22 protein-coding genes are annotated in these 21885 nt (G+C 54.6%); 12 read left to right on the forward strand and 10 right to left on the reverse strand.

All coding sequences use genetic code 11. The annotated features are described in order from the left end of the window. The first annotated feature begins 3 nt into the window (after window positions 1-3). Window positions 4-1293 carry a phosphoribosylamine--glycine ligase gene (gene purD, locus G4551_RS22335; protein ID WP_003033057.1) on the forward strand — a complete coding sequence of 430 codons (1290 nt, stop codon included), beginning with the start codon at window positions 4-6 and terminating at the stop codon, window positions 1291-1293. On the opposite strand, the gene zraR is transcribed toward purD, so the two are convergent. Both zraR and zraS read right to left on the reverse strand, forming a co-directional pair. Then, entirely contained in the window at window positions 1290-2615 is a 1326-nt protein-coding gene (gene zraR, locus G4551_RS22340) for a sigma-54-dependent response regulator transcription factor ZraR (RefSeq protein ID WP_003842007.1), read from the reverse strand. The two genes, purD and zraR, sit on opposite strands and share 4 nt — an antisense overlap. Before the next feature lie 5 nt (window positions 2616-2620). After that, window positions 2621-4006 (reverse strand): two-component system sensor histidine kinase ZraS, encoded by a 1386-nt coding sequence (gene zraS, locus G4551_RS22345; protein WP_003842008.1) that lies wholly within the window; start codon window positions 4004-4006, stop codon window positions 2621-2623. A gap of 57 nt (window positions 4007-4063) precedes the next feature. On the opposite strand from zraS, the gene G4551_RS22350 reads away from it, so the two are divergent. Further along, on the forward strand, window positions 4064-4252 hold the full coding sequence (locus G4551_RS22350; RefSeq protein WP_152025446.1) for a hypothetical protein: 189 nt from the start codon (window positions 4064-4066) through the stop codon (window positions 4250-4252). Window positions 4253-4270: 18 nt separating this feature from the next. Continuing rightward, window positions 4271-4714, forward strand: coding sequence for a zinc resistance sensor/chaperone ZraP (gene zraP / locus G4551_RS22355; protein ID WP_003842009.1), 444 nt, complete (start codon window positions 4271-4273; stop codon window positions 4712-4714). A 61-nt stretch (window positions 4715-4775) separates the two neighbouring features. On the opposite strand, the gene G4551_RS22360 is transcribed toward zraP, so the two are convergent. From G4551_RS22360 to nudC, 6 genes are all read right to left on the reverse strand, one after another. Next, a complete protein-coding gene (locus G4551_RS22360) occupies window positions 4776-5468 on the reverse strand; it encodes a DUF1481 domain-containing protein (protein WP_003842011.1) in 693 nt (230 codons plus the stop codon). Window positions 5469-5479: 11 nt separating this feature from the next. After that, window positions 5480-5752: a nucleoid-associated protein HU-alpha gene (hupA, locus tag G4551_RS22365; RefSeq protein ID WP_001044509.1), complete on the reverse strand. Its 273-nt coding sequence runs from the start codon at window positions 5750-5752 to the stop codon at window positions 5480-5482. 186 nt (window positions 5753-5938) lie between these two features. Further along, complete coding sequence (locus G4551_RS22370) at window positions 5939-6529, reverse strand: YjaG family protein (protein WP_003842015.1); 591 nt, start codon at window positions 6527-6529, stop codon at window positions 5939-5941. A gap of 33 nt (window positions 6530-6562) precedes the next feature. Next, window positions 6563-7243, reverse strand: coding sequence for a deoxyribonuclease V (gene nfi, locus G4551_RS22375; protein WP_003842017.1), 681 nt, complete (start codon window positions 7241-7243; stop codon window positions 6563-6565). 9 nt (window positions 7244-7252) lie between these two features. Next, the gene (gene hemE / locus G4551_RS22380) at window positions 7253-8317 is read right to left on the reverse strand and encodes a uroporphyrinogen decarboxylase (RefSeq protein ID WP_003826889.1); all 1065 of its coding nucleotides are present in this window, start codon (window positions 8315-8317) and stop codon (window positions 7253-7255) included. A gap of 50 nt (window positions 8318-8367) precedes the next feature. Next, a complete protein-coding gene (gene nudC, locus G4551_RS22385; RefSeq protein ID WP_003033074.1) occupies window positions 8368-9141 on the reverse strand; it encodes an NAD(+) diphosphatase in 774 nt (257 codons plus the stop codon). 96 nt (window positions 9142-9237) lie between these two features. Between nudC and G4551_RS22390 the strand changes: the two genes are divergently transcribed. The 7 genes from G4551_RS22390 (at window position 9238) to thiH (ending at window position 15440) form a co-directional block, all read left to right on the forward strand. Next, window positions 9238-9726 carry an Rsd/AlgQ family anti-sigma factor gene (locus G4551_RS22390; protein WP_003033077.1) on the forward strand — a complete coding sequence of 163 codons (489 nt, stop codon included), beginning with the start codon at window positions 9238-9240 and terminating at the stop codon, window positions 9724-9726. A gap of 358 nt (window positions 9727-10084) precedes the next feature. Beyond that, on the forward strand, window positions 10085-11983 hold the full coding sequence (thiC, locus tag G4551_RS22395; RefSeq protein WP_003842020.1) for a phosphomethylpyrimidine synthase ThiC: 1899 nt from the start codon (window positions 10085-10087) through the stop codon (window positions 11981-11983). Further along, the gene (gene thiE / locus G4551_RS22400; protein WP_003842022.1) at window positions 11983-12618 is read left to right on the forward strand and encodes a thiamine phosphate synthase; all 636 of its coding nucleotides are present in this window, start codon (window positions 11983-11985) and stop codon (window positions 12616-12618) included. The genes thiC and thiE overlap by 1 nt, the downstream gene beginning before the upstream one ends. After that, window positions 12611-13369, forward strand: a complete 759-nt coding sequence (locus G4551_RS22405; protein ID WP_003842023.1) for a HesA/MoeB/ThiF family protein — start codon at window positions 12611-12613, stop codon at window positions 13367-13369. Before thiE ends, G4551_RS22405 begins: the two co-directional genes overlap by 8 nt. Then, the gene (gene thiS, locus G4551_RS22410; RefSeq protein WP_003033088.1) at window positions 13350-13550 is read left to right on the forward strand and encodes a sulfur carrier protein ThiS; all 201 of its coding nucleotides are present in this window, start codon (window positions 13350-13352) and stop codon (window positions 13548-13550) included. The genes G4551_RS22405 and thiS overlap by 20 nt, the downstream gene beginning before the upstream one ends. 1 nt (window position 13551) lies before the next feature. Further along, the gene (thiG, locus tag G4551_RS22415) at window positions 13552-14322 is read left to right on the forward strand and encodes a thiazole synthase (protein WP_003842025.1); all 771 of its coding nucleotides are present in this window, start codon (window positions 13552-13554) and stop codon (window positions 14320-14322) included. Next, a complete protein-coding gene (gene thiH / locus G4551_RS22420) occupies window positions 14319-15440 on the forward strand; it encodes a 2-iminoacetate synthase ThiH (protein WP_003842027.1) in 1122 nt (373 codons plus the stop codon). The genes thiG and thiH overlap by 4 nt, the downstream gene beginning before the upstream one ends. Before the next feature lie 131 nt (window positions 15441-15571). On the opposite strand, the gene cspG is transcribed toward thiH, so the two are convergent. Next, complete coding sequence (gene cspG / locus G4551_RS22425) at window positions 15572-15784, reverse strand: cold shock protein CspG (RefSeq protein ID WP_003033098.1); 213 nt, start codon at window positions 15782-15784, stop codon at window positions 15572-15574. A 1092-nt stretch (window positions 15785-16876) separates the two neighbouring features. Between cspG and G4551_RS22430 the strand changes: the two genes are divergently transcribed. Together G4551_RS22430 and G4551_RS22435 are read left to right on the forward strand one after the other, a co-directional pair. Then, window positions 16877-17182 carry a PTS sugar transporter subunit IIB gene (locus G4551_RS22430; protein ID WP_003842029.1) on the forward strand — a complete coding sequence of 102 codons (306 nt, stop codon included), beginning with the start codon at window positions 16877-16879 and terminating at the stop codon, window positions 17180-17182. Between the two features lie 4 nt (window positions 17183-17186). Beyond that, complete coding sequence (locus G4551_RS22435) at window positions 17187-17504, forward strand: PTS lactose/cellobiose transporter subunit IIA (protein ID WP_003033104.1); 318 nt, start codon at window positions 17187-17189, stop codon at window positions 17502-17504. 111 nt (window positions 17505-17615) lie between these two features. Here the strand turns inward: G4551_RS22435 and rpoC are convergent, their stop codons facing one another. Beyond that, window positions 17616-21821: a DNA-directed RNA polymerase subunit beta' gene (gene rpoC / locus G4551_RS22440; RefSeq protein WP_003842033.1), complete on the reverse strand. Its 4206-nt coding sequence runs from the start codon at window positions 21819-21821 to the stop codon at window positions 17616-17618. Between the last annotated feature and the right edge of the window lie 64 nt (window positions 21822-21885).

The raw sequence follows: 21885 nt of genomic DNA on the forward strand, positions 1-21885 counted from the left end.
ACGATGAAAGTATTAGTGATTGGCAACGGCGGGCGCGAGCACGCCCTGGCGTGGAAAGCGGCGCAGTCGCCAAAAGTCGAAACAGTATTTGTCGCCCCGGGCAATGCGGGCACCGCGCTGGAACCCACGCTGCAAAACGTGGCCATCGGCGTAACCGATATCCCGGCGCTGCTGGACTTTGCCCAGAACGAGAAGATCGATCTGACCATCGTTGGCCCGGAAGCGCCGCTGGTGATTGGCGTGGTTGATGCCTTCCGCGCCGCCGGTCTGAAAATCTTCGGCCCAACCGAAGGTGCCGCGCAGCTGGAAGGCTCCAAAGCCTTCACCAAAGATTTCCTCGCCCGTCACCAGATCCCAACGGCGGAGTACCAGAACTTCACCGAAATCGAACCTGCGCTGGCTTACCTGCGCGAGAAAGGCGCGCCGATCGTTATCAAAGCCGATGGCCTGGCTGCCGGGAAAGGCGTTATCGTGGCGATGACGCTGGAGGAAGCCGAAGCCGCGGTTCATGACATGCTGGCCGGCAACGCGTTTGGCGACGCGGGCCACCGCATCGTGATTGAAGAGTTCCTCGACGGTGAAGAAGCGAGCTTTATTGTCATGGTCGACGGTGAGCACGTGCTGCCGATGGCCACCAGCCAGGACCACAAGCGCGTGGGCAATGGCGACACCGGCCCGAACACCGGCGGGATGGGTGCCTACTCCCCTGCTCCGGTAGTAACTGACGAAGTCCACCAGCGCACCATGGAACGTATCATATGGCCAACCGTAAAAGGCATGGCGGCGGAAGGTAACACCTACACCGGCTTCCTGTACGCGGGCCTGATGATCGACAAGCAGGGCAACCCGAAGGTTATCGAGTTCAACTGCCGCTTCGGCGATCCGGAAACCCAGCCGATCATGCTGCGCATGAAGTCCGATCTGGTGGAGCTGTGCCTCGCCGCCTGTGACGGCAAGCTGGATGAGAAAACCTCCGAGTGGGACGAACGCGCCTCGCTGGGCGTGGTCATTGCCGCAGGCGGTTATCCGGGTAATTACAATACCGGCGATGAGATCCACGGTCTGCCGCTGGAAGACGTCGCTGACGGTAAAGTGTTCCACGCGGGTACCAAACTGTCTGCTGACGATCGCGTGCTGACCAACGGCGGTCGCGTGCTGTGCGCCACCGCGCTGGGCAACACCGTGGCGGAAGCGCAGAAACGCGCCTACGCCCTGATGACCGACATCCGCTGGGACGGCAGCTTCAGCCGTAACGACATCGGCTGGCGCGCCATCGAACGTGAGCAACGCTAACGCGAAATTTTCGCCAGCAGCGTTTTACGCGTAATGCCTAACTGACGGGCGGCTTCCGTTTTATTGCCGCCCGTTTTTTCAAGCGCCGCCAGAATCACCTCCTTTTCGACATCCACCAGCGGTTGGATCTCGCCACTGAATTCCGTTTTTATCGGCGTCGCGGCAATCGCCATCGGCAGTTCACGTTCGGAAATATATTCCCCTGTCAGCAGCACCACCGAGCGCTCAATCGCATTTTCCAGCTCACGAATATTGCCCGGCCAGTCGTAGTGGATCAGCAGATCCATCGCCTGCGGAGTAAAGCCTTTCACCGCTTTACGGTTACGCGCGGCAAAACGCTGGAGAAAATGTTCGGCTAACAGCGGAATATCTTCCCGGCGCTGGCACAGCGCTGGCATTTCAATGGTGACGACGTTCAGACGATAGTAGAGATCCTGACGAAAGCGCCCGGCGCTGACTTCCTCTGCTAGATCGCGATGCGTAGCGGCTATCAGCCGGACATCAACCGCAATGGTCTGATTGCTACCAACTCGCTGCACTTCTCGCTCCTGGATAGCCCGCAGCAAACGCACCTGCATCAGCGGTGAGATATCGCCAATTTCATCAAGAAATAACGTGCCACCATCGGCTTCCACAAAGCGCCCTTCCCGCCGTTTATCCGCCCCGGTAAACGCCCCTTTCTCGTGGCCAAAAAGTTCGGACTCCAGCAGCGACTCATTGAGCGCCGCACAGTTTAGCGTCACCAGCGGCTTATCGCTGCGCGCGCTACTGGCGTGTAGCGCGCGGGCGACCAGCTCTTTCCCTGTCCCGGAATCTCCATGGATAAGCACCGTGGCGTCCGAGGGCGCTACCATCGCAATTTCGTTGAGCAATTGCTGCATCGCCGGACTTCTGCCAATCATGCCAAACTGCGCAGCCGACGCCGATGGCAGTTCAGCGCCCATTTCCCGCGTATGCGCCAGCGCCTTTTCCAGCGTCTCCTGCAGACGGTCAAAATCCAGCGGCTTGATTAAGTAGTCCAGCGCCCCGGTTTTAAGCGCCTCAACGGCAGTCTCTACGCTGGAGAACGCCGTCATGATCAAGACCGGAATCGCCGGATTCAGCGCTTTAATCTCTTTCAGCGTTGCGATGCCGTCCATCTCCGCCATGCGTACATCACACAGCACTAAATCAAATACGCGTTCGCGCACCTGTTCCAACGCCGCTCGCCCGCTATAGGCCAGCGCGACCTCATAACTCCAGCCGCGCAGCAGCGCCTGTAAAATGGTGCAGTGGCTGATATCGTCATCTACTACCAGAATATTGATTTTTCCGCGCGTCATCCTTGTTAATCCTGTTGTTTCGCTTTGGTCGGCAGCCAAAGAGTAAAGGTCGCACCTTTGCCCTCAACGCTTGCCACCTGAATGGTGCCACCATGCTGTTCGATAATGTTCTGCACTACCGCCAGTCCGAGGCCGGTTCCGTCAGCTTTGGTTGTAAAGTAAGGCGTAAAAATGGCCTCCAGCTGTTCCGCTGCAATTCCCTTCCCGCTATCGGTAACCACAATTTTAACGCGATCGCCGCTGCTTTCATTCGCTTCAACCGTGATCGTGCCCTGACGACCAATCGCATGAATGGCGTTCAGATACAGATTCAACAAAACCTGAGTCAGTCGGTCAGGATCGGCCTGGATAGCGGGCAGCGTAGAATTGGCCGAAAAGCGGAGCTGGATTTCCCTGCTTGCCGCATCCTGACCCACCAGGTGTAATGAGTGGGTGATAACCTCATTGAGATCCACCTGTTGCAGCGTCAGATGTGCAGGCTTCACCAGCTCCAGCAGCTCGCTCACCACCCGATTTAAACGATCCGCCTCTTTCGCCATCACCTGTGCCAGCTCATGCGACTCGCCTCCTGCCGGGGTTCGCTCGGCAAAATACTTCGCCAGACCTTTGATCGATGAAAGCGGATTACGAATTTCATGCGCCACTCCAGCCGCAAGATGCCCGAGCGCTAACAGTTTTTCTTTACGCTTCATCGCATCCTGAAGTTCTTTGTACGAGCGCTGATAGCGCTGATACCAGAAGAACGTCAGCACGGTGGCCAGCAACACAGCCGCCAGCGCACAGAGGACTATCAGTGTGTTACGCCACTCTCTTGCCTGAGTCGCGGTGAGATCGCTGGCATCAAAGGCGATAAATATGGTTTGCGCTGGGGTGATAAGCTGCCCGTCATTGCTGGCACAGCGCGCCATGCCGTGGCGTCCTGGACCATACATCGGCTGAAACTGGCGATAAATTTCCAGGGCCGGCGTTTTTTCACCATCCCTCGCTGGAATTTCAATATTCCGCCAGCTTTCTTGCTCCCCAGGACTAAGCTGTCGCAGGACATCCGGTGAATAGAGCGTTTTTCCGACCATCGCGGCATTGCTGTGAGTAATAATGACACCATGCTCATCGACGACGGCAAACCATAGCACGCCTGGTTGTACGGCCATTTCCTCCAGTAGCGTCTGCTGCTGGGCATGATGCATGCGCATCCCCATGCCTACACGCGTACCAGACTCCAGAGCGCGAATGAGCACGCTGCCTTTTTCCAGTAGCGTTTGCCGCGCGGCGCCACTTTCCCGCCCATAGTCCCGAATAGTCATAATCGAAAACCAGCCGACCAAAATCAGGATTGCCGCCAGCAAGAGTCGGCTCAACCACTTTGCCACCGTATCCTTATAAAGACGCATACGCTCTCCCTTCACCCCACTTGTTCCTTTCATCGTTGCAGGTATACAGCAGAAATCATGCCATTTTTTCCCCCAGATAACCCTGCCCTCAGACACAAACAGCTGAAAGTACCGGATAAAAATGACTCGCCAGAACGCGCCTGCGAGTCATTTTTACTCGTTTCCCTGCAAAGACGGCGGGTACAACGCCCGCAGGACTGGGATTGCCGCTTTGGCACGGAAGATGCAAAAGGGAATGTAAGCTAACCAACAGGAGAACGAACGATGAAACGGAACAACAAACTGGCACTGATTGCACTTTCTCTTATCGCACTGGGCTCCACCCCGGTACTGGCGCAGAATCACTGGGGATATGGTGATGGAATGCAGCAACGGGGCAGTACCCCAATGACCGCTGAACAGCAGGCTGCCGCACAGAAAATCTATGATGATTACTACTCCCAGACCAGCGCGTTGCGCCAACAGCTGACATCCAAACGTTATGAGTACAATGCACTATTAACGGCCAGCTCGCCGGACACAGCAAAAATTAATGCCGTTGCAAAAGAGATGGAAGCGTTGAATCAGTCTCTGGACGAGCAGCGTGTTAAACGCGATGTCGCAATGGCGCAGGCTGGCGTGCCGCGTGGCGCGGGAATGGGCTACGGCGGATGCGGCGGTGGCGGTAACCATCGCGGCGGCGGCCATATGGGAATGGGTCACTGGTAAAAGACTTAATGCCTGATGACGCCATACGGATCAGGCCTGCTGACTAACGGTCTTCAGGTTTTCAGAAAGTTTTGGCTGTAGGCTGCCAGTGACAAAAATCTTCATTGGCGACTAGCAGTAGCTGCGACCCTTCGGGCGCTTCCAGCCATGCCACACTCACCTCTACGGATGAATGTTTCTGGCGGCGCTCGATATGGTTTATCGCCCACGACTCCAGGTCTGGCTTCAGCGTTTCACCTTCACAGGTTGTGACCGTGTTATCCGCATGCCAACGTCCCTGACGCAATATCACCCGTCCCTGACGCAGCGCATCGCTGGTCTGGCGAATTTGATCGGCGCGATAGCGGTAAAGCGCGATTTGATCGCTGGAAAGCTGCTGCTTTTGCCCGTCGACTTCACGCTGCATGAAGCTCAGTTCGCCCCGGTCATCGAAACGTATACGGACATGTTCAGCCGGTTTACTGTAAACGTTGAGTTCTATCAGAGAGAGCGAATCACCCTGCCAGCGGTATTCACTGGTAGTGGTTTCGCCTTTTCGCCACGGACTAAATACCGAGAGCAAGTGAACATCGTCACCGGAGTCTTTACGCCAAATGCGTACCGCCCCCTGATCGCCAACATAGCCGCTGGCCGTGAACGGAGGAAGCTCAGAATGGCTACCGCAGGCAGACAGTAACAGAACACCTGAAAGCCAAAGCGTATGACGCCAGATGGACAAAAGGGGCGAAACCGCCCCTTCGTTAAAACTGTTCACTGCCACGCGAATTACTTAACCGCGTCTTTCAGTGCTTTACCAGAAACAAATGCCGGTACGTTAGCTGCGGCAATTTTGATTTCTTTACCGGTCTGCGGGTTGCGGCCAGTGCGCTCAGCACGGTGGTTCACTTTGAAGGTACCGAAACCAACCAGTTGTACAGCATCGCCTTCTTTCAGAGACTCAGTAATAGCAGCCAGAGTGGATTCCAGAGCAGCTTTAGCCTGTGTTTTAGACAGTTCTGCTTTGTCTGCAATTACATCAATCAGTTGAGTCTTGTTCATAAGTTATCCTTACAATGTGTTTATCGCTTGCTAAGCATCGAGTGCGACGGAAATGCCAGAAAAGCACTCTCCTGCATACACGCACCGATAGCCACTTTTTTTCGCCCCCCAAATGTAGACCAGACCGGGGGCGGATGGGAAGCCTTCAGGCACGACAAATCAGGCGTTAAATCACGTTTTGTGGTGTCATTGCTGAAAATTTATACCAATATTGCTCTCGCCAGCCTCGCGCAGGTCTGCACGCAGCCCTTTTATCAGCTCAATATCGCGTTCTTCACAGTCGGCTAAAAGTCGGAAAATTTCCCACTGAATATCCCATTCTTGCTCAACGGCAGGGTTCTCTTTGAGCTCTTCATCGGTCATTTCGCGACCAGCCTGGGTCATTTCCAGCATCGCTACCGTCGTAATCGAAGCTTTACTAACTTCAATTGCATGCTCCAGCGTTTCACCGCTAAGACGTGAATGCATCAGTTCGCTTAATGCCACACAGGCATCAATCGCCGGATAAACGCCGTACAGATCGTAATCGTCTGCAGAAGGAATGGCCTCTTCAAACTTTTCCAACTGGCTGTCGAAATTGATTTTCGCGTCTTTAACCGTCAGCGCTTCCCAAATCAGATCCAGAATTCGGCGGTAAATCTGTCCATCGCCAAATTCAGTTTGCTTGCAGAACATGGCGTAATTCGGGTACATGCGTTCGCACAGACAGGCCATAAATGTGACGTGCTGCCAGCTTTCCAGCTTCTCCAGACGCAGGTGAATCGGATTTTGTAACATGATGAGTTCTCAAATACGGAAATTAGCCGCAGTTTACCCGATATGGGGCGCTTTTGCTGCAAGCCGCGTAAAAGCCGGGCGTTCGGATGCCACCGCATCTGCCCAGCGCGTTGGTTCCGGCAGACGATAGCCGTTCATACAGCGTTGTACCCACGCCAGTGCGCTGTCCAAACTCACGCGGTGGCCCGTAGAAATAAACAACGGGTTACAGCGCGCTTTGCTGCGCCAGACCCATGCCAGCTGTTCGCCTTTATCCAGCAATGGCACTAGCGCACCGGGTTCAGCAGCGAGCGGTTCAAACTTGCCACACAGCCGTTTTTTCGCCACACCGATCGTTGGGACGTCCACCAGCAGGCCAAAATGGCTGGCCACGCCCAGACGGCGCGGGTGCGAAATGCCGTGCCCGTCAACGAACAGCAGATCTGGCTTGTGCGAGAGCAGTTGCCAGGCGGCCATCAGCGCGGGGGTTTCACGAAAGGAGAGAAAACCGGGAATGTAAGGCATGGTAGTGGCGATACGCGCCACCTTGTATTCAACCAGTTCAAGCGTGGGATACTTCAGTAAGACCATAGCGGCTCGCGTCACTTCGCCACCCTGCTCAAACCCAACGTCCGCCCCGCCGATCAGATCCGGCGGATCGTTCTTCAGACGATCCTCGCGGATCAATGAAGAGGCCAGTTCAAGCTGCTGCGCGCGTAATGACGCGAGATCCATAATGACTCCTTAACGGTGGTACTGTTCGGACAACCGATGTACCGCCTCCACAAAGACACCCGCATGTTCTGGCGGGACGTCCTGATGAATGCCGTGACCCAGGTTAAAGACATGCCCTTCGCCCTGACCGAATCCGGCCAGAATTGTCGCCACCTCTTCTTCGATGCGGGCTGGCGGTGCATACAGCATGGACGGATCCATATTGCCCTGTAGCGCCACTTTATGACCTACACGACGACGCGCATCGGCAATGTCAGTGGTCCAGTCGAGACCTAACGCATCACAACCGGTTTCCGCCATCGCTTCCAGCCACTGACCACCGCCTTTGGTAAACAGGGTCACAGGTACGCGACGACCTTCGTTCTCGCGTAGCAGGCCATCGACGATTTTGTGCATGTAGTACAGGGAGAACTGCTGATAGTCGCGACCGGTCAGCACGCCACCCCAGGTATCGAAAATCATCACCGACTGCGCGCCAGCTTTAATCTGCGCGTTCAGATACAGCGTGACGCTCTTCGCCAGCTTATCAAGCAGCAGATGCAGCGCTTTAGGGTCGGCATACATCATCTTTTTAATCACGGTGAAGGCTTTGCTGCTGCCGCCTTCAACCATGTAGGTCGCCAGCGTCCACGGGCTACCGGAGAAGCCGATCAGCGGCACTTCGCCTTTCAGTTCACGGCGGATAGTGCGCACCGCGTTCATCACGTATCCAAGCCCATCTTCCGGGTCCGGGATCGGCAGTTTGTCGACGTCAGCCTTGCTGGTAATCGGAGAGGTGAAGCGTGGACCTTCTCCTGCTTCAAAATACAGCCCGAGTCCCATCGCATCCGGGATCGTCAGGATATCGGAGAAGAGGATCGCGGCATCAAGTTTATAGCGACGCAGCGGCTGCAGCGTAACTTCGCAGGCCAGCTCGGCATTTTTGCACAGCGCCATAAAATCGCCCGCTTCGGCACGGGTAGCTTTGTATTCCGGTAGATAACGGCCTGCCTGGCGCATCATCCATACCGGAGTGACATCAACGGGCTGGCGCAGCAGCGCACGCAGATAACGATCGTTCTTCAGTTCGGTCATTTTTGCAGTTCCTTATTGCGTCAGTCCATCAGTGTATCACCACTCGCTCTTTACTCGTACTCAGCCCGACACATTGCCACAGTATCTTCAATCAATCGACGCGCGACAGTACCCGGCGGGGGCAAGAGCGGTAAATCGTCATAGCGATACCAGTTCGCTTCCAGCAGCTCTTTCGGGTCGATGACGATTTCGCCGCTATCATACTCCGCCATAAATGCGGTCATCAAAGACTGTGGGAACGGCCACGGCTGAGAAGTGACATAGCGCAGGTTTTTCACCTTAATGCCGCTCTCTTCCATGACTTCACGCGCCACCGCCTGCTCGAGGGTTTCGCCCACTTCGACAAAACCTGCCAGCACGGTATGCACGCCGTTGCGATGGCGAACATGTTGGGCGAGCAGGATGGAATCATCTCGGCGAATAGCGACGATTATGCAGGGAGCAATTTGCGGGTAATAACGTTCGCGGCAGTGACTACAGAGCATCGCCCACTCCGTTTTACTCGGGTGCATGGGATGGCCGCAGTAACCGCAGAATTTATGCGAGCGGTAAAACTCCGCCAGCTGTACGCCTCGTCCGGCCAGTTGAAACAGGCCAACGTCCTGGTCAATGACCTGGCGCACCGACCCCATATCGTGTCGACGCTGCTGCTGAACCAGCCAGACAGTTTCCCCTTCCCACTCGCCTATTGGCAGCGCGCGCTGACCAATCAGATCAAAACGGGCTGCGTCGCCATAAGGTAGCTCGCCATGAGGTAACCATAACTTTTGCTCATGACTGACAATCCACCAGCCGCTATCTAATTTTTCAATTATACGATCCATATCTCTTGCGCAACCTTTGCTTCACAGGCATGTTGTTTACATTATTTTTACATTTACGGGTGAGCAGTTCCTAAACACCATCTTGCGGAGTCAATCATGCTAAACCAGCTGGAAAGCCTGACGGAGCACGTCGGAGGAAGTAATAAACTGGTTGATCGCTGGCTACATGTACGTAAGCACCTGCTCGTGGCTTACTACAATCTGGTTGGCATTAAGCCTGGCAAAGAATCGTACATGCGACTCAATGAAAAGGCGCTGGATGATTTTTGTCAGAGCCTGGTCGATTACCTCTCCACCGGACACTTCAGTATTTATGAACGTATTCTCCATAAATTGGAAGGGAACGGGCAGCTTTTAAAAGCCACAAAAATTTGGCCGCTGCTGGAAGCCAATACGCAGTTGATCATGGACTACTATGACTCCAGCCTGGAAACTGCGATTGATCATGATAACTTCCTTGAGTTTCAAAAGGTTTTATCGGATCTCGGCGAGGCGCTGGAAGCCCGGTTCGTGCTCGAAGATAAGCTGATCATGCTGGTATTTGATGCGATGCACGAGAGTGGCACTCTCAAACGTCCTGCTTGAGATTTGTCGCATTAACGCGTAGTTTACATTCATTACCTCTAAGATAGAGGTTACTTCTTGTCGGAGTGCTTATTTTCCACAACAGCATTCGTGATGCGTCAAGGCGGCAAGTCAGTGAATCTCCAGGAGCTTACCTAAGTAAGTGACTGGAGTGAGCGGACGAAGCCAACAAAGAGGCAGCGCGAAGGATGACGTGGAAAAGGCTGAGACCGTTAATTCGGGATCCGCGGAACCTGATCAGGTTAAGACCTGCGAAGGGAACAAGAGTCAATCTACAACCGTATCGCCCCTGGGCGATCGCCTCTCTTGCTTCATCCGTCGTCTGACAAGCCACGTCCTTACTTTTTTGGAATGAGCTATGTCTGCCACTACTAAACCATCACGCCGCGAACAGCGCGCGCAAGCCCAACACTTTATCGATACCCTGGAAGGGACCGCCTTCCCTAACTCAAAACGCATTTATATTACCGGTTCGCAGCCGGATATCCGCATTCCGATGCGCGAAATCCAGCTTAGCCCGACGCTGATTGGCGGCAGCAAAGACAACCCGCAATTTGAAGACAACGAAGCCGTGCCGGTGTACGACACATCCGGGCCGTATGGCGATCCTGACGTGGAGATTAACGTCCAGCAGGGCCTGGCAAAACTGCGCCAGCCGTGGATTGCGGCGCGTAACGACAGCGAAGAACTAGACGACCGCAGCTCCGCTTATACCAAAGAACGTCTGGCCGACGATGGCCTGGACGAGCTGCGTTTCAGCGGCCTGCTGACGCCAAAGCGCGCCAAAGCCGGTAAGCGCGTGACCCAGTTGCACTACGCCCGTCAGGGGATCGTCACGCCGGAGATGGAGTTTATCGCCATCCGTGAAAATATGGGCCGCGAGCGTATTCGTAGTGAAGTGCTGCGCCACCAGCATCCGGGGATGAACTTTGGCGCGCGTCTGCCGGAAAATATCACCCCGGAATTCGTGCGTGATGAAGTCGCTGCGGGCCGGGCGATTATTCCCGCCAACATCAACCACCCGGAATCTGAGCCGATGATCATCGGCCGCAACTTCCTGGTGAAGGTGAATGCCAACATCGGTAACTCGGCGGTCACTTCCTCTATCGAAGAAGAGGTCGAAAAACTGGTGTGGTCGACCCGCTGGGGCGCAGATACGGTGATGGACCTTTCCACCGGTCGCTATATTCACGAAACCCGCGAGTGGATCCTGCGTAACAGCCCGGTGCCGATCGGCACCGTACCGATCTACCAGGCGCTGGAGAAGGTCAATGGGATCGCCGAAGATCTCACCTGGGAAGCGTTCCGCGATACGTTGCTGGAACAGGCCGAACAGGGCGTCGACTACTTCACTATCCATGCCGGCGTACTGCTGCGCTACGTGCCGATGACCGCTAAACGCCTGACCGGAATTGTCTCGCGCGGCGGTTCGATCATGGCGAAATGGTGCCTTTCTCATCACAAAGAAAACTTCCTGTTTGAGCATTTCCGCGAAATTTGTGAAATCTGCGCCGCCTACGACGTCTCGCTCTCTCTCGGCGACGGCCTGCGCCCGGGTTCGATTCAGGATGCCAACGACGAAGCGCAGTTCTCCGAACTGCATACGCTGGGCGAGCTGACCAAAATCGCCTGGGAATACGACGTGCAGGTGATGATTGAAGGTCCAGGACATGTGCCGATGCATATGATCCAACGCAACATGACCGAAGAGCTGGAGAGCTGCCACGAAGCACCGTTCTACACCTTAGGGCCGTTGACGACAGATATCGCGCCGGGCTATGACCACTTCACCTCCGGCATTGGCGCGGCGATGATCGGCTGGTTTGGCTGCGCGATGCTGTGCTACGTCACGCCAAAAGAGCACCTCGGCTTGCCGAACAAAGAAGACGTGAAGCAAGGGCTGATTACCTACAAAATTGCCGCTCACGCCGCCGACCTGGCGAAGGGGCACCCGGGTGCGCAGATCCGCGACAACGCGATGTCGAAAGCGCGCTTCGAATTCCGCTGGGAAGACCAGTTCAACCTCGCGCTCGACCCGTTCACTGCCCGCGCCTATCACGATGAAACCCTGCCACAGGAGTCCGGCAAAGTCGCCCACTTCTGCTCGATGTGCGGGCCGAAGTTCTGCTCAATGAAAATCAGCCAGGAAGTACGCGACTACGCCGCCGCGCAGACTATTGAAGTGGGAATGGCAGATATGTCGGAGAACTTCCGCGCCAAAGGCGGTGAAATCTACCTCAAAAAAGAGGAGGCATAATGTACCAGCCTGATTTCCCGACCGTGCCGTTCCGCCTCGGGCTTTACCCGGTGGTGGACAGCGTGGCGTGGATTGAACGCCTGCTGCAGGCGGGCGTACGCACGATCCAACTGCGCATTAAAGATAAGCGTGATGAAGAGGTCGAAGCCGACGTCATGGCCGCCATTGAACTGGGGCGTCGCTATGACACCCGCCTGTTTATCAACGACTACTGGCGGCTGGCGATTAAGCACAACGCTTACGGCGTGCATCTGGGCCAGGAAGATCTTGAAACCACCGATCTGAAGGCGATTCAGGCGGCGGGGCTGCGCCTGGGTGTCTCCACTCACGATGATATGGAGATAGACGTCGCGCTGGCGGCTAAGCCTTCTTATATCGCACTCGGCCACGTTTTCCCCACGCAAACCAAGCAGATGCCTTCCGCCCCGCAGGGGCTGACGCAGCTGGCAAGTCATATTGAACGACTGGCCGATTACCCGACCGTCGCCATTGGCGGCATCAGCCTGGAACGTGCGCCCGCGGTGCTGGCAACCGGCGTCGGCAGCATTGCCGTGGTCAGCGCCATTACCCTGGCGGCTGACTGGCAGGCAGCCACGGCGCAGCTGCTCGGCATAGCGGGAGTCGGCGATGAATGACCGCGACTTTATGCGTTACAGCCGGCAGATCCTGCTCGGCGATATCGCGATTGAGGGCCAACAAAAGCTGCTCGACAGCCATGTGCTGATTATCGGTTTAGGCGGGTTAGGTTCGCCTGCCGCGCTGTATCTGGCGGGAGCAGGTATCGGCAAACTGACGCTGGTAGACGATGACGACATTCATTTGAGCAATCTGCAGCGCCAGATCCTGTTTACCACTGATGATATCGCGCGTTCAAAATCGCAGATTGCCCAGCAGCGCCTGACGCGGCTCAACCCGGATATCGAACTGGTATCGCTCCAGCAGCGACTGAAAGGCGATGCGCTCCGACATGCGGTAGCGCGTGCCGATGTGGTGCTCGACTGTACCGACAACATGGCCACGCGTCAGGAAATTAACGCCGCCTGCGTGTCGCTCAACACCCCGCTCATCACCGCCAGCGCCGTCGGTTTCGGCGGCCAGTTGATGGTGCTCACGCCACCGTGGGAGCAAGGTTGTTACCGCTGCCTGTGGCCGGATGATGTCGAACCTGAACGCAACTGCCGTACCGCAGGTATCGTCGGCCCGGTTGTCGGCGTGATGGGCACCTTGCAGGCGCTGGAAGCCATCAAACTGCTTAGCGGCATTGCGACGCCCAGCGGCGAGTTACGCCTGTTTGACGGTAAAACCAGCCAGTGGCGCAGCCTTGCGCTGCGTCGGGCCAATGGCTGCCCGGTATGCGGAGGGCAACATGCAGATTCAGTTCAATGATGAGCCGATGCAGTGCGCCGAGGGACAAACCGTCAGCGGGCTGCTCACCGAGCTTAATCAGCTTAAACCGGGCGCGGCGCTGGCGCTCAATCAGCAGATTCTGCCGCGCGAGCAGTGGCAGCAGCAAATCGTGCAGGAAGGCGACCAGATCCTGCTTTTTCAGGTTATTGCAGGGGGTTGATATGTTACGTATTGCCGACAAAACGTTTGATTCACATCTGTTCACCGGTACCGGAAAATTTGCCTCATCGCAACTGATGGTCGAGGCGATTCGCGCCTCCGGCAGCCAGCTGGTGACGCTGGCCATGAAGCGCGTGGATTTGCGCCAGCATAACGATGCCATTCTGGCCCCGCTTATCGACGCGGGCGTGACGCTGCTGCCTAACACCTCCGGAGCGAAAACCGCTGAAGAGGCGATTTTCGCCGCCCAACTGGCGCGTGAAGCTCTGGGCACAAACTGGCTGAAATTAGAAATCCACCCGGATGCCCGCTGGCTATTGCCGGATCCGATTGAAACACTAAAAGCTGCCGAAGCGCTGGTGAAACAGGGCTTTGTGGTGCTGCCCTACTGCGGCGCGGATCCGGTACTGTGCAAGCGGCTGGAAGACGTGGGCTGCGCGGCGGTGATGCCGCTCGGCGCGCCTATCGGCTCCAACCAGGGGCTGGAAACCAAAGCGATGCTGGAGATTATTATCCAACAGGCGACCGTGCCGGTGGTGGTTGATGCAGGCATCGGCGTCCCCAGCCACGCCACGCAGGCGCTGGAAATGGGCGCCGACGCGGTGCTGGTCAACACGGCAATCGCGGTAGCCGACAGCCCGGTGATGATGGCCACCGCTTTCCGTCTGGCAGTTGAAGCAGGTCTTTTGGCGCGCCAGGCGGTACCTGGAAGCAAAAGCTCGCAGGCAAATCCCACCAGCCCGCTAACCGGATTCCTGGAGGCCTTCGCATGAAAACGTTCAGCGATCGCTGGCGACAGCTGGACTGGGACGACATCCGCCTGCGCATCAACGGTAAAACCGCCGCTGACGTGGAGCGCGCCCTCAACGCTTCGCATCTTAGTCGCGACGATCTGATGGCATTGCTCTCTCCTGCCGCCGCCGATTATCTGGAGCCGCTTGCGCAACGGGCGCAAAAGCTCACCCGCCAGCGTTTTGGCAACACGGTGAGCTTTTACGTGCCGTTGTATCTCTCCAACCTTTGTGCCAACGACTGCACCTACTGCGGTTTTTCGATGAGCAACCGTATCAAACGCAAAACGCTGGACGAAGATGAGATACAACGTGAGTGTGCGGCTATCCGTGAGCTGGGCTTTGAGCATCTGCTACTGGTCACCGGTGAACATCAGGCCAAAGTGGGGATGGATTACTTTCGTCGCCATTTGCCTGCCATTCGCCGCCAGTTTGCCTCTTTACAGATGGAAGTACAGCCGCTGTCAGAGGCTGAATATGCGGAGCTGAAGACGCTGGGGCTGGATGGCGTGATGGTGTATCAGGAGAGCTATCATGAGGCGATTTACGCCCGCCACCATCTGAAGGGGAAAAAGCAGAATTTCTTCTGGCGACTGGAAACGCCGGACCGGCTGGGTCGCGCAGGGATCGACAAAATCGGTCTTGGCGCGTTGATTGGTTTGTCCGACAGCTGGCGGGTTGACTGCTATATGGTAGCTGAACATCTGCTGTGGATGCAGCAGCATTACTGGCAGAGCCGCTACTCTATCTCCTTCCCTCGCCTGCGCCCATGCACCGGAGGCGTTGAGCCTGCATCGATCATGGATGAGCGACAGTTGGTCCAGACCATTTGCGCGTTTCGTTTACTGGCACCAGAAATTGAGCTGTCGCTCTCCACCCGCGAATCGCCATGGTTTCGTGACCATGTGATCCCATTGGCGATCAACAACGTCAGCGCCTTCTCAAAAACCCAGCCCGGTGGTTATGCCGATAACCACCCCGAACTGGAACAGTTCTCCCCGCACGACGAGCGTCGCCCGGAAGCCGTTGCTGAAGCACTGATGGCGCAGGGATTACAGCCCGTATGGAAAGACTGGGACAGCTATCTGGGACGCGCTTAACAGGTACCGTAAGTCAGGAGCGATCGCATAAACAAAAAAACCCGCTTTCGCGGGTTTTTTCTTCACTGGTGCTTAACTGCTCGGGCTCTGGCCTTCATCGCTATCGTAAGCCTTCGTGAAATTATCGGCGTTTACAGCGCGACAACGTTAACAGCAGACGGGCCTTTAGCGCCATTCTCCACGGAGAACTCCACCTTTTGACCTTCGTCTAACGTTTTAAAATCGTTACTCTGGATAGCGGAAAAATGCACAAACACATCCTTGCTACCGTCCTGAGGAGTGATAAAGCCGAAGCCTTTATCAGAGTTAAACCATTTTACTAAACCAGTCATTTTGTTAGACATAGATACTTCCTTTCATGTTTTTGAGCCGCTTATGCAGCGAAGATGGCCTGTTTTGCAGAAATTAACTTATGGGGCACTTAGGGAGGAGGCTCATGAAGAAGAGTATCTGAGGATAACGCTTGAACTGAGAACTGCTTTACTAAAACTGCTTGCATAAGGTCTGTGTTCCAAACCGATGCCGCTATAGTAGACCTACTTCTAATCATTAAGCAAGCATTAATTTTTTTAATACCCACTGAGTGATGCAATGTTGAACCAACGCGGCTAAGCATCCTGGATAACAGCTTGATCTACAATGAACAAAAGCCCCGACTATTGCAGTCAGGGCTTTACGTTACTACACACTTCAAATTTAACATTAATAAACTTAACGATTTAATACTGCTGATGGTACTACTTTAAAATGTACACGTTTACTACAGATAATATTGGATTTTGATACTAACTAAAGCTTTCCTCTATTTACCGTTAAACACATTCCACCCGCTTGATAATAGAACTCAAGGCTGGTGACCTAAACAAGTACACTTCCCCTCGCGACATATACTCTTTGATGCGTTGCCTTATTTCCCTCGTGATAACCAAAAAGCAGAAATCACTAACAATTACTATTAAATCATGGCGTTACATCGTCGCGTTTTACTGATTTTTTGCGATTAGATATATCAACTACGTGGCCTGAAAGCATTGTCGAGGTGAAAAAATAGCGTTTTCAGCATCGACTATCCCATACAAAAAATACTTCGTGGCCTTTATCGCAAACCCCAATCAAGCTCTACTAACACTGACTACGTTAACAGCAAACTACAATTTCTCCGCTGTTAAGTATTAACATACGGGTTTAAAAAGCGCTGTCAATACTGTTTTTTATAACATGTCTTTATTAACAGTAATTATATATTCCAGCATGTGATAAGCGAGTCAAAAAGCCGCTGGTCCCGGTCCAGATCGCAGGGTTCGGCCCCTTTTTGTAACCGGTTTCAGAAAAAGCGGCTTTCTTTGTGATGCCTTGCACACAATCGTTGCAAAGCAGTTGTTGCTAAAGCTGGCTCGCGATAATTATCAACTCACACATGTTGATCGAGACTGCTTATGAAAAACATCGTTTTATGCTGTGCCGCCGGAATGTCCACCAGCATGCTGGTGCAAAGGATGAAAGATGCCGCCCAGAAAAAAGGCGTCGACGTCACTATCAAAGCCGTCCCGGTGGCCGAGTTTGAAGACAATATCGCTACAGCGGATATCGTTTTGCTCGGTCCACAGGTTAAGTATGAACAAGCCAAGCTACAGGCGATCGCCGACCCACTAGGCAAAAAGGTCGACGTTATCGACATGATGGATTACGGCATGATGAAAGGCGATGCGGTACTGGACAAGGCGCTGAAACTACTGGAGTGATGGTATGGAAGAGTTAGAAACGATCATCATGGAGTTATTGGTAAACGCTGGCGCTGCACGCAGCCAGGCCCTGACGGCATTGCAACTGGCGCGTAAAGGTGATTTCTCCGGTGCAGAACAAGCGATGACGGAATCACGCGAGTACGTTAAACAAGCGCATAAAATCCAGACCCAGCTGATCGGAATTGACGAAGGAACCGGCAAGCTACCGGTTAATCTCATCACCGTCCATTCGCAGGATCACCTGATGAACGCGATGGTGATTCAGGATTTGGCGGGAGATATGATTGAGCTTTATCGGCGGTTACCGCCGGTAAATTAATGACACTGCCGGATGGCTTCGTAGCCTCGTAGACCTGATAAGCGCCATCAGAAATAAACCTGGACATAAAAAAACCCGCCGAAGCGGGTTTTTTATTATGGTCGGCAACGATTAATCGTTGTCAGAACCGCCCAGGCCTGCGTTCAGCAGTTCTGCCAGGCTGGCAGACGCATCTTCAGCAGTCACCTGCGGTGCAGCTGGCAGTTCGCCCGCTGCGCGACGGCGCATACGATCCTGGTGGTACGCGTAACCGGTACCTGCCGGGATCAGACGACCCACGATTACGTTCTCTTTCAGACCGCGCAGTTCATCACGTTTACCTGCAACAGCGGCTTCGGTCAGGACACGCGTGGTTTCCTGGAACGATGCTGCAGAGATGAAGGACTCGGTTGCCAGAGACGCTTTGGTGATACCCAGCAGATCGCGGGAGAACGTTGCACCCACTTTGCCGTTCGCTTCCAGCTCGCGGTTAGCGATCTTGACGCGGGAGTATTCAACCTGCTCGCCTTCCAGGAAGTCGGAGCTACCAGCGCTTTCGATGGTGGCTTTACGCAGCATCTGACGAACGATAACTTCGATGTGTTTATCGTTAATCTTAACACCCTGCAGACGGTATACGTCCTGAACTTCGTTAACAATGTAACGAGTTACAGCATGCACACCACGCAGACGCAGGATGTCGTGCGGCGCTTCCGGACCGTCGGAAACCACGTCACCACGTTCTACACGTTCACCTTCGAACACGTTGAGCTGACGCCATTTCGGAATCATCTCTTCGTACGGCTCGCTACCGTCTACCGGGGTGATAACCAGACGACGTTTACCTTTGGTTTCTTTACCGAAGGAAATGATGCCGCTGATTTCAGCCAGGATTGCCGGCTCTTTCGGACGACGTGCTTCGAACAGGTCAGCAACGCGCGGCAGACCACCGGTGATATCCTTGGTACCGCCGGATTCCTGCGGAACACGCGCCAGGGTGTCACCAGAACTGATCTGTACGCCATCTTCCAGCTGAACAATCGCTTTACCCGGCAGGAAGTACTGAGCAGGCATATCGGTGCCTGGGATCAGAACGTCGTTGCCCTGAGCATCAACAATTTTCAGTGCCGGACGCAGGTCTTTACCACCCGCAGTACGCTCTGCAGAATCCAGAACCACCAGAGAAGACAGACCGGTCAGCTCGTCGGTCTGACGAGTAATGGTCTGGCCGTCGATCATGTCAGTGAAGCGGACAAAACCACTCACTTCGGTGATAACCGGCATGGTGTGCGGATCCCAGTTTGCTACGGTTTCGCCGCCAGCAACCTGTTCGCCATCACCTTTCGCCATAACGGAGCCGTAAGGCACTTTATAGCTTTCTTTGGTACGGCCGAATTCGTCGATCAGTTTCAGTTCGGTGTTACGTGAGGTGATAACCAGTTTGCCGCTGGAGTTCACAACCGACTTCGCATTGCTCAGACGGATGCTACCTTTGTTTTTCACCTGAATGCTGGATTCAGCAGCCGCACGAGATGCCGCACCACCGATGTGGAACGTACGCATCGTCAGCTGTGTACCCGGTTCACCGATGGACTGTGCCGCGATAACGCCGATTGCTTCACCTTTGTTGATGATGTGGCCACGCGCCAGGTCACGACCGTAGCAGTGCGCACATACACCAAAGTCGGTGTCACAAGATACAACAGAACGGACTTTGACGGAGTCAACGGAGTTCTCTTCCAGCAGGTCACACCACTGTTCGTGCAGCAGCGTGTTGCGTGGAACCAGAATATCCGCCGTACCCGGCTTCAGAACGTCTTCAGCAGTCACACGACCCAGAACGCGATCGCGCAGCGGCTCTTTAACATCACCACCCTCGATAACCGGGGTCATGGTGATGCCTTCCAGAGTGCCGCAATCGTCTTCAGTAACAACCAGGTCCTGCGCAACGTCGACCAGACGACGAGTCAGATAACCGGAGTTCGCTGTTTTCAGTGCGGTATCCGCCAGACCTTTACGCGCACCGTGAGTAGAGATGAAGTACTGGAGTACGTTCAGACCTTCACGGAAGTTCGCGGTGATTGGCGTTTCGATGATGGAGCCATCTGGCTTCGCCATCAGACCACGCATACCGGCCAGCTGACGAATCTGTGCTGCAGAACCACGCGCACCGGAGTCGGCCATCATGTAGATGCTGTTGAAGGAAACCTGCTGCTCTTCTACGCCGTCACGGTTAATAACGGTTTCGGTTTGCAGGTTATCCATCATCGCTTTGGATACACGATCGTTTGCCGCAGCCCAGATATCGATAACTTTGTTATAGCGTTCGCCCGCGGTTACCAGACCGGACTGGAACTGCTCCTGGATCTCAGCAACTTCAGCTTCCGCTTCAGAGATGATCTCGTGTTTCTTCTCTGGGATGACCATGTCATCAATACCAACAGATGCACCTGAACGCGCTGCATAAGCAAAGCCGGTGTACATTGTCTGGTCAGCGAAGATAACGGTCGGCTTCAGGCCCAGAATGCGGTAACAGGTGTTCAGCATTTTGGAGATAGCTTTCTTGCCCAGCGCCTGGTTGACGATGGAGAAAGGCAGACCTTTCGGTACGATCATCCACAGAATGGCGCGACCAACGGTCGTGTCTTTCAGACTGGTGTGCGCAACGAATTCGCCGTTTTCATCTTTTTCGTATTCAGTGATACGCACTTTAACGCGCGCATGCAGAGAGGCCAGACCTGCGCGATAGATACGCTCAGCTTCTTTCGGGCCAGTCAGCACCATGCCTTCGCCTTTGGCGTTAACACAGTCACGGGTCATGTAGTACAGACCCAATACAACGTCCTGAGACGGAACGATGATAGGTTCGCCGTTCGCCGGAGACAGGATGTTGTTGGTAGACATCATCAGCGCACGCGCTTCGAGCTGGGCTTCCAGCGTCAGCGGTACGTGAACAGCCATCTGGTCACCATCGAAGTCGGCGTTATATGCCGCACAAACCAGCGGGTGAAGCTGGATAGCTTTACCTTCGATCAGTACCGGTTCAAATGCCTGGATACCCAGACGGTGCAGTGTTGGTGCACGGTTCAGCAGTACCGGGTGTTCGCGGATAACTTCGTCCAGGATATCCCAAACGACAGCTTCTTCACGCTCAACCATTTTCTTAGCGGCTTTGATGGTGGTGGCCAGGCCACGCAGTTCCAGCTTGCCGTAGATGAACGGTTTGAACAGTTCCAGTGCCATTTTCTTCGGCAGGCCGCACTGATGCAGACGCAGGTATGGACCTACGGTGATTACAGAACGACCGGAGTAGTCAACACGCTTACCGAGCAGGTTCTGACGGAAACGACCCTGCTTACCTTTGATCATGTCGGCCAAAGATTTCAGAGGACGTTTGTTAGAACCGGTAATCGCACGACCGCGACGACCGTTATCCAGCAGGGCGTCAACCGCTTCCTGCAGCATACGTTTTTCGTTGCGTACGATGATGTCCGGCGCAGCCAGATCCAGCAGACGCTTCAGACGGTTGTTACGGTTGATAACGCGACGATACAGATCGTTCAGATCCGACGTTGCGAAACGACCACCATCCAGCGGAACCAGCGGACGCAGATCTGGCGGCAGAACCGGCAGAACGGTCAGGATCATCCACTCTGGCTTGTTGCCAGACTGTACGAAGGCTTCCAGCAGTTTGATACGCTTGGTTTCGGAGTTGGTTTCGTTCAGCTCTTCGCGCAGAGTTTCACACTCTTGCTCCAGATCCATGCTCTTCAGCAGGGCCTGGATTGCTTCCGCACCCATCTTCGCGTCAAATTCGTCACCGAACTCTTCCAGCGCGTCCAGATACTGCTCTTCAGTCAGGATCTGTTGACGTTCCAGGTTAGTCATACCGCCTTCGATAACCACATAAGATTCGAAGTACAGTACGCGTTCGATATCACGCAGCGGCATATCAAGCAGCAAACCGATACGGGACGGCAGAGATTTCAGGAACCAGATGTGAGCAGTCGGAGACGCCAGCTCGATGTGGCCCATACGCTCACGGCGTACTTTAGTCTGGGTCACTTCAACGCCGCACTTCTCACAGATCACACCACGGTGTTTCAGGCGCTTGTACTTACCGCACAGGCACTCGTAGTCTTTTACCGGCCCAAAGATACGGGCGCAGAAAAGGCCGTCACGTTCAGGTTTGAACGTACGGTAGTTGATGGTTTCCGGCTTCTTAACTTCACCGAAAGACCATGAACGGATCATGTCTGGCGAGGCCAGAGCAATTTTGATCGCATCAAACTCTTCGGTTTTAGTCTGCGCTTTCAGAAACTTTAATAAATCTTTCACGGATTTGCTCCCGTCGGAGTTAGCACAATCTGGCGCTGGCTGTTACGCCAGCACCAGTGACCTG

Origin of the sequence: Citrobacter freundii ATCC 8090 = MTCC 1658 = NBRC 12681, assembly GCF_011064845.1 — a bacterium.
GTDB lineage: Bacteria > Pseudomonadota > Gammaproteobacteria > Enterobacterales > Enterobacteriaceae > Citrobacter > Citrobacter freundii.

Coding starts and splice junctions, on each gene's coding strand:
- hupA (WP_001044509.1), bottom strand. CDS start 5,752: ATGAACAAGACTCAACTGATTGATGTAATTGCAGACAAAGCAGAACTG.
- thiH (WP_003842027.1), top strand. CDS start 14,319: ATGAAAACGTTCAGCGATCGCTGGCGACAGCTGGACTGGGACGACATC.
- purD (WP_003033057.1), top strand. CDS start 4: ATGAAAGTATTAGTGATTGGCAACGGCGGGCGCGAGCACGCCCTGGCG.
- thiC (WP_003842020.1), top strand. CDS start 10,085: ATGTCTGCCACTACTAAACCATCACGCCGCGAACAGCGCGCGCAAGCC.
- thiS (WP_003033088.1), top strand. CDS start 13,350: ATGCAGATTCAGTTCAATGATGAGCCGATGCAGTGCGCCGAGGGACAA.
- thiE (WP_003842022.1), top strand. CDS start 11,983: ATGTACCAGCCTGATTTCCCGACCGTGCCGTTCCGCCTCGGGCTTTAC.
- G4551_RS22430 (WP_003842029.1), top strand. CDS start 16,877: ATGAAAAACATCGTTTTATGCTGTGCCGCCGGAATGTCCACCAGCATG.
- G4551_RS22370 (WP_003842015.1), bottom strand. CDS start 6,529: ATGTTACAAAATCCGATTCACCTGCGTCTGGAGAAGCTGGAAAGCTGG.
- G4551_RS22405 (WP_003842023.1), top strand. CDS start 12,611: ATGAATGACCGCGACTTTATGCGTTACAGCCGGCAGATCCTGCTCGGC.
- hemE (WP_003826889.1), bottom strand. CDS start 8,317: ATGACCGAACTGAAGAACGATCGTTATCTGCGTGCGCTGCTGCGCCAG.
- zraR (WP_003842007.1), bottom strand. CDS start 2,615: ATGACGCGCGGAAAAATCAATATTCTGGTAGTAGATGACGATATCAGC.
- nudC (WP_003033074.1), bottom strand. CDS start 9,141: ATGGATCGTATAATTGAAAAATTAGATAGCGGCTGGTGGATTGTCAGT.
- cspG (WP_003033098.1), bottom strand. CDS start 15,784: ATGTCTAACAAAATGACTGGTTTAGTAAAATGGTTTAACTCTGATAAA.
- G4551_RS22435 (WP_003033104.1), top strand. CDS start 17,187: ATGGAAGAGTTAGAAACGATCATCATGGAGTTATTGGTAAACGCTGGC.
- G4551_RS22350 (WP_152025446.1), top strand. CDS start 4,064: ATGCCATTTTTTCCCCCAGATAACCCTGCCCTCAGACACAAACAGCTG.
- zraS (WP_003842008.1), bottom strand. CDS start 4,006: ATGCGTCTTTATAAGGATACGGTGGCAAAGTGGTTGAGCCGACTCTTG.
- nfi (WP_003842017.1), bottom strand. CDS start 7,243: ATGGATCTCGCGTCATTACGCGCGCAGCAGCTTGAACTGGCCTCTTCA.
- thiG (WP_003842025.1), top strand. CDS start 13,552: ATGTTACGTATTGCCGACAAAACGTTTGATTCACATCTGTTCACCGGT.
- G4551_RS22390 (WP_003033077.1), top strand. CDS start 9,238: ATGCTAAACCAGCTGGAAAGCCTGACGGAGCACGTCGGAGGAAGTAAT.
- zraP (WP_003842009.1), top strand. CDS start 4,271: ATGAAACGGAACAACAAACTGGCACTGATTGCACTTTCTCTTATCGCA.